This window comes from Acinetobacter sp. ANC_7511 (assembly GCF_056779975.1).
Genome location: NZ_JBWYIY010000001.1, coordinates 170,862 through 182,275 on the forward strand (window position 1 = coordinate 170,862; position 11,414 = coordinate 182,275).

Annotated in this window: 11 protein-coding genes and 1 riboswitch; of the genes, 2 read left to right on the forward strand and 9 right to left on the reverse strand. The window is 38.3% G+C overall.

Annotated elements, in window-relative coordinates:
* Window positions 1-67: 67 nt before the first annotated feature.
* Entirely contained in the window at window positions 68-721 is a 654-nt protein-coding gene (gene nfsB / locus AC1M9L_RS00940) for an oxygen-insensitive NAD(P)H nitroreductase (RefSeq protein WP_035263717.1), read from the forward strand.
* Window positions 722-763: 42 nt separating this feature from the next.
* On the opposite strand, the gene AC1M9L_RS00945 is transcribed toward nfsB, so the two are convergent.
* The 7 genes from AC1M9L_RS00945 to AC1M9L_RS00975 form a co-directional block, all read right to left on the reverse strand.
* The gene (locus tag AC1M9L_RS00945; protein WP_481591060.1) at window positions 764-2,008 is read right to left on the reverse strand and encodes a D-amino acid dehydrogenase; all 1,245 of its coding nucleotides are present in this window, start codon (window positions 2,006-2,008) and stop codon (window positions 764-766) included.
* Between the two features lie 139 nt (window positions 2,009-2,147).
* Window positions 2,148-2,236, reverse strand: a riboswitch (glycine riboswitch).
* A 396-nt stretch (window positions 2,237-2,632) separates the two neighbouring features.
* Window positions 2,633-3,769, reverse strand: a complete 1,137-nt coding sequence (gene rodA, locus AC1M9L_RS00950; protein ID WP_092766373.1) for a rod shape-determining protein RodA — start codon at window positions 3,767-3,769, stop codon at window positions 2,633-2,635.
* Window positions 3,770-3,851: 82 nt separating this feature from the next.
* Window positions 3,852-4,577, reverse strand: a complete 726-nt coding sequence (gene ispD / locus AC1M9L_RS00955; RefSeq protein WP_179998116.1) for a 2-C-methyl-D-erythritol 4-phosphate cytidylyltransferase — start codon at window positions 4,575-4,577, stop codon at window positions 3,852-3,854.
* Window positions 4,543-4,932 (reverse strand): cell division protein FtsB, encoded by a 390-nt coding sequence (gene ftsB / locus AC1M9L_RS00960; RefSeq protein ID WP_035263725.1) that lies wholly within the window; start codon window positions 4,930-4,932, stop codon window positions 4,543-4,545. The genes ispD and ftsB overlap by 35 nt, the downstream gene beginning before the upstream one ends.
* A 265-nt stretch (window positions 4,933-5,197) precedes the next feature.
* Window positions 5,198-6,487 carry a phosphopyruvate hydratase gene (gene eno / locus AC1M9L_RS00965; protein ID WP_180027787.1) on the reverse strand — a complete coding sequence of 430 codons (1,290 nt, stop codon included), beginning with the start codon at window positions 6,485-6,487 and terminating at the stop codon, window positions 5,198-5,200.
* A 46-nt stretch (window positions 6,488-6,533) separates the two neighbouring features.
* Window positions 6,534-7,391 (reverse strand): 3-deoxy-8-phosphooctulonate synthase, encoded by an 858-nt coding sequence (gene kdsA / locus AC1M9L_RS00970; RefSeq protein ID WP_035263729.1) that lies wholly within the window; start codon window positions 7,389-7,391, stop codon window positions 6,534-6,536.
* A gap of 32 nt (window positions 7,392-7,423) precedes the next feature.
* Complete coding sequence (locus AC1M9L_RS00975; RefSeq protein ID WP_035263731.1) at window positions 7,424-9,064, reverse strand: CTP synthase; 1,641 nt, start codon at window positions 9,062-9,064, stop codon at window positions 7,424-7,426.
* A 227-nt stretch (window positions 9,065-9,291) separates the two neighbouring features.
* On the opposite strand from AC1M9L_RS00975, the gene AC1M9L_RS00980 reads away from it, so the two are divergent.
* Window positions 9,292-9,690 carry an internalin gene (locus tag AC1M9L_RS00980; protein WP_481587524.1) on the forward strand — a complete coding sequence of 133 codons (399 nt, stop codon included), beginning with the start codon at window positions 9,292-9,294 and terminating at the stop codon, window positions 9,688-9,690.
* A 97-nt stretch (window positions 9,691-9,787) separates the two neighbouring features.
* Here the strand turns inward: AC1M9L_RS00980 and AC1M9L_RS00985 are convergent, their stop codons facing one another.
* Together AC1M9L_RS00985 and AC1M9L_RS00990 are read right to left on the reverse strand one after the other, a co-directional pair.
* Window positions 9,788-10,888: a YheT family hydrolase gene (locus AC1M9L_RS00985; protein WP_481591061.1), complete on the reverse strand. Its 1,101-nt coding sequence runs from the start codon at window positions 10,886-10,888 to the stop codon at window positions 9,788-9,790.
* A gap of 51 nt (window positions 10,889-10,939) precedes the next feature.
* On the reverse strand, window positions 10,940-11,347 hold the full coding sequence (locus AC1M9L_RS00990; RefSeq protein ID WP_481591062.1) for a nuclear transport factor 2 family protein: 408 nt from the start codon (window positions 11,345-11,347) through the stop codon (window positions 10,940-10,942).
* Window positions 11,348-11,414 lie beyond the last annotated feature (67 nt).

The following is an 11,414-nucleotide window of genomic DNA, read 5'->3' on the forward strand; positions in this document are numbered from 1 at the left end:
AAAATATTTAAGTTCAGAGTCATTTAAAATTTTTAGATGAATATATTGTGAATAATCGGAGGATAATATGGATTTGTTAAACATCTCCCAATCTCGCTACACCACCAAAGCATACGATTCTTCAAAAAAGATCCCTCAAGAAAAGTTTGAAAAATTATTGGAATCTTTAAGGCTCGCACCTTCATCTATCAATATTCAACCGTGGCATTTCTTTGTCATCGAAACTGATGAAGCCAAACAGCGCATTGCTAAAGCACTGGTTGGTAAGTATGTTTATAATGCACCCAAAGTCCTTGAATCTTCACACACAATTCTGTTTTGTACGCATAAAGACATTACAGACTCTCATCTAGATCGATTATTAAATCAAGATGAAATCAGTGGTCGTTTTAAAGATGACCAAGCAAAACAAGCTCAAAAAGATACGCGCTTAGGCTATGTTGATTATTATCGCAACGAAAAAGGCGATATCCAGCGCTGGTCTGAAAATCAAACTTTTATTGCACTTGGGCAAACCTTATTTGCTGCAGGTTTAGAAGGTATCGATGCCACTCCAATTGGAGGATTCGATGAAAAAATTATCGCTGAAGAGTTAAATCTTGACGCAAAAGGCCTGATTCCGTCAGTGCTATTGGCACTTGGTTATCGAAGTGAAAAAGATTTTAATGCCAAATTACCTAAATCTCGTTTGAATGCAGATCAAGTTTTCACTCGACTATAAATGTATTTGCCACAATAGTTTTCATACTATTGTGGCTTTTCATTAAGCCGCTATTTTCTGTGAAATTTCTAAACTGATCATTGCAGCAGTTGCAGCTGACAGCGTCCAACCCAGATGCCCATGACCGGTATTATAAAAGACTCTCGGATGCTTCCCTTGTCTTACCACTGGCATCATATTCGGCATCATCGGTCTTAATCCAGCCCAAGGGACACAATGCTCAGTTGAAATATCAAAATTACGATTCACCCAATGAACTAAAGGTTGTATGCGATCAATACGGATGTCTCGGTTATAGCCATTAAATTCCGCAGTACCAGCAATTCTTAAACGATCTCGACCTAATCTCGACGTCACAATTTTTGCACTTTCATCCAATAAACTTACCCATGGTGCATGTTGTTGGCTATGTTCATCATTCAGCTGAACTGTAATCGAGTACCCTTTCACTGGATAAACATTGACACGATCTCCAGCCTGTTGTGCTAAATGATAGCTTCCAACTCCACCACAAATGACCATTGCATCAGCTTGAATAAATCCATCGGGTATATCTCTACTTTTAGGATCACAAGCGCGATATTTAGCTGAAACTTGTTCTGTTGAATGATCCAGATTTAAATCTTCAACTTCTACACCGTATAAAAATTTCCCACCTTTATTCGCCACCACTTGGGCTAAATGCGTGGTGTATTTGTGTATATCTCCTGTGGCATCGTCAGGACAATAAAAACCACCGTAATATTCTCCCTTCAAACTTGGTTCAATACTGTGAATTTCTCCATTTGTAACAGCGTGACGCTCTAATCCACCTTTGCATAACAAATCATTCACTCTTATTGCGACATCATAATCCTGCTGATTATGATAAAAGTGCAAAATTCCACGCTTTACCAAATCAAATTGAATATTTTCTTTCTGTGCAATTTCAAACAGCCGTTTTCTTGCCAATAATGCCAGTCTTACCGTTTCTTGTGTGTTGGCTTCGTAGTGTTTGATATTACCCATAAATTCAATCAGCCAAGCGTATTTATGCAAATCAAAAGATGGGTTGAGTAATAATGGTGCATCTTTTTGGGTCATCCATTTGATACCCTTCAGTACCGTTGCTTTCTGATTCCACACCTCTGCATTACATGCAGAAAGTTGACCTCCGTTCGCAAATGAAGTCTCCATTGCTGGATATAAGTTTTTATCCAAAATCGTGACTTGATAACCAAGTTCTAATAATTCGTAGGCAGTGGTTATTCCTGTAATGCCAGCACCAATCACCATAATATGTGACATAAAAGCTCCTTGAAAATTTTATATTTTCAATGCCCCATCTGTCACGGTACCTGAGAGCTTCGGAAATCTTCATGACATATGAATTTTTCCATCCCCTTCGGTGAGTCTAAACATCATTAGACTTCTCTCCAGATGATTGAGAATAATTACAGTCCTTTTGCCTGAGAGATTCCGGGGTCGTTGCTCCTTCGGCGGATCTACAGAAGACCTCTCTCCTGCAATATTCGTTTAATTCTTATTCAGCAATTAATATGCCATAGTTAATTTTTTTATACATCTACGAAAATCAATTTTAAAAAATATTTTTATACAAATGGATCACCAAGTTTAAGACAACAGCTAAGACAGGAATTTTTAGCTTGGGAAACGTTACAAAGATCATTGTTTAGCTCAAATTTTCTCTACCATCGATAAAAATTTAGTTATTACAAAAAAATGAGGAAATAAGTTAATTATTTTAGAGTTACTCTCTCAAATAGCATAGATCAACTTCCATCTACACTTTCATCTTCTTCAGCATAAAAGTGTAATGACTGATTAGAGCAATCATTGAAGCTCAAAGTTTCAATAGATGTGAGAGTAAGCAGAATGTGAGTTGAAAATTTGCTGTCAACCCTAGATGTTTTAGCGATGAGTATGTATAGACATTACAATGCCCATACCTGCAAGCGTTGCAATGACTGCCGTACCACCATAACTCATGAGTGGCAATGGATCACCCGTTACTGGAAGTATTCCACTCACCATTCCACTGTTCAAAAACACAAAGAAAAAGAAAGTTAAACCTGCCGCACCGGCATAAAGACGTCCAAAATTATGGAAGCTGTTCATGGAAATAATCAAACAACGAATAATGATCGCAGCAAAAATAACAAATAATACGAACACACCAAAAAAGCCAAATTCCTCTGCATAAGCAGACATAATAAAGTCTGTATGATGTTCGGGGAGATAACCTAAATGAGACTGTGTTCCTTCATTAAAACCTTTACCAAATAGTCCACCAGAACCAATCGCAATTTTAGACTGAATGATATTCCACCCTGCACCTAGCGGATCTGATTCAGGATCAAATAAAGTTAAAATTCGCTTTTTTTGGTATTCCTGTAGAAAGAAATTCCATAATAATGGTGCAACCACTGCAAACCCAGCGACCACAGCCCCAATCAAACGCCAAGAAATACCACTTAAAAAAATGACAAAAATTCCGGGAATAATTAATCCAATGTTTAAGTCAGGCTGTAATGCGACTAAAACAAAAGGAATCATCATCAGAAATAATGCAAAGAGAATATGCATAAATTTGGGTGGTAAAGTCCGCAGACTGAAAAACCAAGCCATCATGAGTGGCATCGTAAATTTCATAAATTCACTGGGCTGCACACTCCCTAATCCAGGAATAGAAATCCAGCGTTTTGCGCCTAAGCGGACATCACCAATTAGCAATACCAAAAGCAGAAGCACAATCGAAAATGCATACAGATAAGGACTGACAATTTGATAAACTTTTGGAGGAATTTGTGCACAAATAAACAGCAAAATAAAACCGATACCAAAACTGGTCGCCTGACGAATCACCATGCTTGAATCATGATTGGTTGCACTATAAACAACCATGAGTCCAAAAGCTGCGTTTAATATCAAAAAACCAAGTAACCATGGATCTAAATGTAATTTAGTCCAACGTGACGAATCATGTTTGATTGTTCGTCCATCTCTCAAGGCATGACGCAAAAAACGGTACTGTTGTGAAGGTATCATTGGCTGAATTGCATATTCTAAGTGGCGTTATTATAAGACAATGTTTTGGCTATTTAAGCAAAGTCCCAAACATAAAACTAAATTATTTCGAGTCAGACTGTGACTGAAGAATCAGACGAGCAAGTTCTAAATCTTCAGGATAAGTAATTTTAATATTATCAGATCGTCCAATCACCACATCTACTGGATGATGAGCATATTCAAGCGCACTCGCTTCATCCGTGATTGTGATCTTGTGAGTTAATGCATGTTCAATCGAGGTTTTTAGCAATTTAATGGTCGACAATTGTGGAGTTTGTGCTTGCCACAATGCACTTCGATCAACAGTTTTTTCAATGGCACTCGACTGATCTACTCTTTTTAAAGTATCACGTACAGGCGTTGCTAAAATTGCGCTATGCTTAGATTCGATAACATGGCGAATCAAAGATTCTAAATTACTCAAGCTCACACAAGGTCGAGCAGCATCATGCACAAACACCAGATCATTTTCATCTGCAATATTGGTTAAATAATTTAAACCATTAAGTACAGAATCAACCCTCTCCTGACCACCTAAGCAGAAATGAAGGATTTCTGATTTAGCAAATTGAAGTGTCTGAGCAAATTGGTCATGCTCTGAGATTGCCAACACATAGCCAGCAATAGGCAATTGAGCAATACGTTCTACAGTATGCTCAAGTACAGTTTTATTCTGGATAATTTGATATTGCTTTAACGCTGATTTGGAAAATCGACTACCAGAACCTGCTGCCGGAATAATAGCCCATAATTTACGGTTGTTCAGATTCAGGTTGTCTAGACTCATTGGTTCTTAAATCTACGTTAGCATTTGGGTCGATGTAAATCGGCTTGTAATTCGTACTGATTGTACTCATTTGAATAAACGTTTCATGAGGCTTAATTAAGCCAAGATCTAAACGTGCATGTTCTTCAATCGCCTCTACACCATTTTTTAGATCATATACTTCAGCAGCCAGAATACGATTACGCTCTTTTAACTCTTCATTTGTTTCAGCTTGCTGATTCATTTGCTGAAGTAGCGCCTGATGAGGGAAATATCCTCCTTCACCGAGCCAAAAGCGATATTGAAAGATGGCAATTAAAATTATTGCCACCAGCAAAATCACTTTACTTGAAGTAGTTTTAAAGACGTCTAACATTATATTTGAGGCTTAGTTAACATCATGAAATTAGAGCACTAATATACCCTAAAACAAAGAAAGGTAGTATGTGTAACTGTGTTAAATATGCAAATGTTAAACAAATTCACATTGATTGATTTCTTCTAAAAATACTTACTGATAAATATCAAAAGTTATTGAATATTCAAGAGTCATTATATTTACACTTTTTATTTCATAGCTTAATAACAAAAAAACCACTCTTTAAAGAGTGGTTTTTTAAAATTCAAAATAATCTAAACGATTAATTTAAACCTTTAAACTCAGCTTTACCGCGGTAAATAGCATTCGTCAATTCTTCGATACGAAGCAATTGGTTGTATTTAGCTACACGGTCAGAACGGCAAAGTGAACCAGTTTTGATTTGACCAGCACCAGTACCTACTGCAAGATCCGCAATTGTAGAATCTTCAGTTTCACCAGAACGGTGAGAAATCACTGTAGAGTAACCATTTGCTTTAGCAAGATAGATCGCATCTAAAGTTTCAGTCAACGTACCGATTTGGTTATACTTAATCAGGATAGAGTTACCAACTTTTTCGTTGATACCACGTTGAAGGATTTTAGGATTTGTAACAAACAAATCATCACCAACCAATTGAATCTTGTCGCCAAGAATCGAAGTTAGGTAAGACCAACCTTCCCAATCAGATTCATCTAAACCATCTTCAATAGAGATAATTGGATATTGGTTTACAAGACCTGCAAGGTAGTCAGAGAATTGGTTGTTTGTGAATGCTTTATTGCCTTCACCAGCAAGGATGTACTGACCATCTTTGTAGAATTCTGAAGATGCACAGTCAAGCGCAAGCATAATGTCAGAACCCGCTTTGTAGCCAGTTTTTTCAATTGCTTCAAGAATAACTGTAATTGCTTCTTCGTTTGAACGTAAGTTCGGCGCGAAACCACCTTCATCACCAACAGCAGTATTTAAACCTTGTTTCTTTAAAACTGATTTTAAAGAATGGAAGATTTCTGCGCCTGCGCGAAGTGCTTCAGAGAATGAAGTGAAGCCAACTGGTTCAATCATGAACTCTTGGATATCAACGTTGTTGTCCGCATGTGAACCACCGTTTAAGATGTTCATCATTGGAACAGGCATTGTTAAAATGCTGTTGTTACGAAGGTCTGCGATGTATTGGAAAAGAGGAATTTTCTTTTCGTCAGCAGCAGCACGCGCAGCAGCCAAAGACACTGCCAAAGTTGCGTTCGCACCTAATTTTTCTTTGTTTTCAGTTCCGTCTAAAGCGATCATCGTATTATCGATGTCTTTTTGTTCGAATACTGATTTACCCACTAACGCGTCACGGATTAACGTGTTTACGTTGTTCACAGCAGTTTTAACACCTTTACCTAAGTAACGTGCTTTATCGCCATCACGAAGTTCTAAAGCTTCACGAGAACCAGTTGAAGCACCAGATGGTGCACATGCACGGCCAACTACGCCAGATGCTAAGATAACGTCTGCTTCGATGGTTGGGTTACCACGAGAGTCCAAAATTTCACGTGCACGAATGTCAACGATTTGGCTCATGAACAATTCCTCAGTTGATTAATAAAACGATGCGTCTAACGCTGCATCAGTGTGTATCTAATTTTTTGAAACCTTTAACCAAGGTATCCAATTCTTTAAGCTGAGCTAAGAATGGCTCAAGTTGAGACATTCGAAGAGCGCAAGGTCCATCACATTTTGCTTTTTCTGGATCAGGATGTCCTTCCAGAAAAAGACCTGCTAGACCTGTAGCCATACCCGCACGCGCTAATGTCGTAATTTGTGCGCGACGACCACCTGCTGAATCTGCACGACCACCTGGGGTTTGAAGTGCATGTGTCACATCAAAGAAGACTGGCACATTCATTTCTTTCATGATGTCGAAACCAAGCATATCGACAACTAAGTTGTTGTAACCAAATGCTGAGCCACGCTCACATAAAATCAGCTTGTCATTCCCGGCTTCCAAACATTTATGCAGGATATGACGCATTTCATGCGGTGCTAAGAATTGCGCTTTTTTGATATTGATAATGGCTTGAGTTTTTGCCATTGCCTCAACAAGATCTGTTTGACGGCTGAGGAAAGCAGGTAATTGAATGATGTCAGCCACTTCAGCCACAGGTGCTGCTTGATATGGTTCATGAACATCTGTAATGATGGGTACATTAAAATGTTTTTTAATGTCAGCTAACCACTCAATTCCTTTTTCAAGACCAGGTCCGCGGAAAGAATTTAAGCTCGAACGATTTGCTTTATCAAAGCTTGCTTTGAAAACATATGGAATATCCAAACGTTTGCAAATATCAACATAAGTTTCTGCAATTTCAAAAGCTAAATCTTTTGATTCAAGTACATTCATTCCGCCGAATAATACAAATGGCAAATGATTTGCCATTTGTATATCGCCTAAACGTACAATTTCTTGTGCTTTTAATTGTGACATTTAAACTTCCTAGTTATGTCCTAAGACATTCATTATTTCGATTTTTGATACTGTTTTTTAGCAGCATCAATAAAACCAGCAAATAATGGATGACCATCACGTGGAGAACTTGTAAATTCCGGATGGAATTGTACAGCAATAAACCAAGGATGTTGAGGAATTTCAACAGTTTCAACTAAACGTTGGATTGGTGAATAACCAGAAATTTTCATACCTTTTTCTTCTAAAGTAGGAATATAACGATTATTCATTTCGTAACGATGGCGATGACGTTCAATAATTTCTACTGAACCATACACTTCTGCAGTTTTAGTGCCTTCAACCAATTCTGATTTTTGAGCGCCAAGACGCATTGTTCCACCAAGATCAGAATCTACAGAACGTTGTTGTACTTCACCACGTTCGTCTAACCATTCCGTAATCAAACCAATTAAAGGCGATTTAGTTGAACGGTTAAATTCAGTTGAAGTTGCATCTACGATACCAGCAACATTACGTGCGTATTCAATGACCGCAAGTTGCATACCCAAGCAAATACCAAGGAATGGAATTCCATTCTCACGTGCGAATTTAATCGCTTGCATCTTACCTTCAGTACCGCGCTCGCCAAAACCACCAGGAACTAAGATTGCGTCAGCATCTTTCAACACTTCCGCTACATCTTGGCTTTCTAGTTCTTCGGCATTGACATAATCAATTTGAACTTTAACGCGGTTTTGGATACCTGCATGTAAGAGTGCTTCGTTTACAGATTTATAAGCATCTGGAAGTTCAACATATTTACCCACCATCGCAACACGAACAGTGTACTCAGGATTTAATAGTGCTTCTACGACATTATCCCAATCTGAAAGATCGGCTTCTGGTAAATCGTTATAACCAAAACGCTCGCAAATTAAATCATCAACGTCTTGTTCATAGAACGTACGTGGAATTTCGTAAATTGTGCGTGCATCTTTACACACCACAACTGCACGAGCTTCTACGTTCGTGAACAACGCAATTTTACGCTTTGTATCAGCATCAACATCGTGTTCAGTACGACAGATCAAAATATCTGGTTGAATACCGATTGAGAGTAATTCTTTCACTGAGTGCTGAGTTGGTTTTGTTTTCAACTCTGCAGCTGACTTGATATATGGCAACAACGTTAAATGCATCAGCATTGTGCGTTTGTGACCAAGTTCAACCATTAACTGACGAACAGATTCCATGAATGGGAGAGATTCAATGTCACCTACTGTACCGCCAATCTCAACAATAGCAACGTCATAGCCTTCACCAGCGCGAAGAACACGTTCTTTAATATTGTCTGTAATGTGTGGAATAACTTGAACTGTTCCACCAAGGTAATCACCGCGACGCTCTTTATTTAAAACGTCTTGGTACACGCGACCAGATGTAAAGTTATTAAGCTTGGTCATTTTCGCACGACGCAAGAAACGTTCGTAATAACCCAAGTCTAAGTCAGTTTCCGCACCATCCTCTGTGACAAAAACTTCACCATGTTGGAACGGGCTCATCGTCCCTGGATCGACATTAATATATGGATCCATTTTCACCATGGTTACTTTTAATCCACGGGCTTCTAAAAGTGCAGCAACTGAAGCAGCTGAAATACCTTTACCTAGTGATGAAACAACACCACCAGTAACGAAAATAAAATGGGTCATTGGGTTTCTCGTACAATCGAGCCTAAATCGGCCTGCAATGTTGCGCAATTTTACTTTACTCTGTACCTATAAAGCAAAGTCAATCCGCATCAATTCAAAGAACAATAAACAATTGGTTATTCTATCATCATTTCCAATAAAGATTCACGCACACTTTCAGTGATTTTCATCTGTTAATTTGCTGTTATACTACGTCAGTCGATCTAGCTAGTTTGTTTTGAGCAACTATGAATAAAAAATTTTTAATCGGTGGTGCAATCTTATCTGCACTCCTCGTTACTGCATGTGTAAAAAAAGAAGCGCCTAAGGAAGAAGAACAGGAACAAACTGTTGAAACAACTGAACAGGCAGAACAAATTGAGAACATTGAGATTTCTGAACCAGAAATCGAACCTGAGCCACCAACTCAAGTTGAAATTGAGCATCAGGAAACAAACAATACGTCAGCGACTATTCGTCGTGAATACCGCGATGCTCCTGCACAAACGAATCCTGCCCCAGCACCAGCTGTTGAAAATGTAGAACGCCCTACACCTTCTCCAAGTGCATCAACAGGTGGTTCTCAATCTGAAGATGATGCTGTTGCCGCTGCTATTGCTGCTGCTACCCCTGCTTTAGAAAACTAATTTTCGAATTTAAAAAAACCGAGTGACAAGACTCGGTTTTTTTATGTCAACATAAATGAAAGTCAAATTGTTATTCATTTATAAACAACAAAAATTGTCAGGCTTTCTCTAATTCTAAAAAAAATTCTGCAATTAATTTGTGTGCCCAAGATTCTGGATTTTTATTACCTTCATAGAAACAGCAATGGCTTCCTTTTTTTGTGGTCACTACTGCCATGTTCGGCATATGTTGAATCACTTCTTTATAAGGCTCTAAATTGCGGATATGGCATACTGGATCGTCTTCCGAATTTAAAATCATCAACGGCACTCTAATCTTCTCAAAGACATAGATGGGATTTGTCGCTTTACAATATGCGTCATAATTTTCAAATCCAGCGAACTGATAATATGTTTTTTCAAAATCAAATAAATCTTTAGCAACACTCAGTTGCTTTAAACTTTCTAAATTTCGCCAATGTTGCTCATAAGGTTTTAAAAAATGTGCATTTAACTTTTTTGCCATCAAACGGCTATAAAAAGGATGAACATTTGAAAAACCAGTTTCCGTATTGTATCCAGGACAAAGTGCGAAAGCCGCTTGAATTGGTGTGGAGCTTTCTTCCTCACCTAAATATCGAACCAATAATCCAGTTCCTGCTGAAGACCCAACTGCATACAATTTAGAATATGGTAAGCGCTGTTGAATATGTTCAATCTGCTCTCTTAGATCTTGCGTGTTTCCAAAAAGATTAATTTTAGGAACTGAAAGTGGTAGACCTGCATGCCCTCGTCTTAAACACAATGCAATACGCCAACCAGTTACTTGATGTAAGTCTCTGACCAATTCTCTCATACTGGCTGGGCTTCCAGTAATGGTATGCAGCACTAAAATAGTAGGTGTTTCCGCAGGCAGATGCATGCCATACCAAGCAATACCCGTTGTTCCCCCATCAGACATTGTTAACTGTTCAATGAAGTCATATTCTAATTTTACGGTTTTCTTTCGAATTTTATCAAAATACACCAAGTGAGCATGCGTATTCGAGAGCCACGGCGTTGGTCTATATTTATAATGCAGACGTTTCAAGTTTGAAATCACATGCGCTAACTCACCTTGCGGATTAAAATAGATTGAAGGTATAGCTGCACCAGTAAAATGATCAAGTTGGGTTTGAGTGAATTCTTGCATCCACTTGAAACGCTGATTAAGATTCATACAGACTCCGAATTTACTTACTCCAATTCATAAGCCAAAAACATGCCTAATTTATTTTGGTAGAAATTGAGCCATACGTTGGCCCATTTGCAACGCCAAAGCCTCTAAACCACTTTTAGGCCGAATCATCACCTCAAAGTCAATAATTTGACCTTGCTCATTAAACTGGATCATATCAATCCCTTTTAATGTTTTTTCACCGACATTTGCGGAAAATTCGAGCACAACACTGACCCCATCTGCTGTATAGAACTCACGGTGATAACGAAAATTTTCAAAGATCTCAATCACATTGGTCAAAATAAAAGTAACAACTTGTTTGCCTGGATAAGGCTTAAATGCGACGGGTGATTTAAATACGACTTCTTCAGACAAAAGCTCATTCAATAGACTTAAATCACGTGTTTCAAGCATGTGGTGCCAACGTTGAATAGATTTTTGTGTGGTTTCGAGTGTCATTTTTATGTCCTTTTTGTTGTATCAGTCCAACCTTTTAGAAGAAAAGGGAGAATACCGCGTCAAGGAG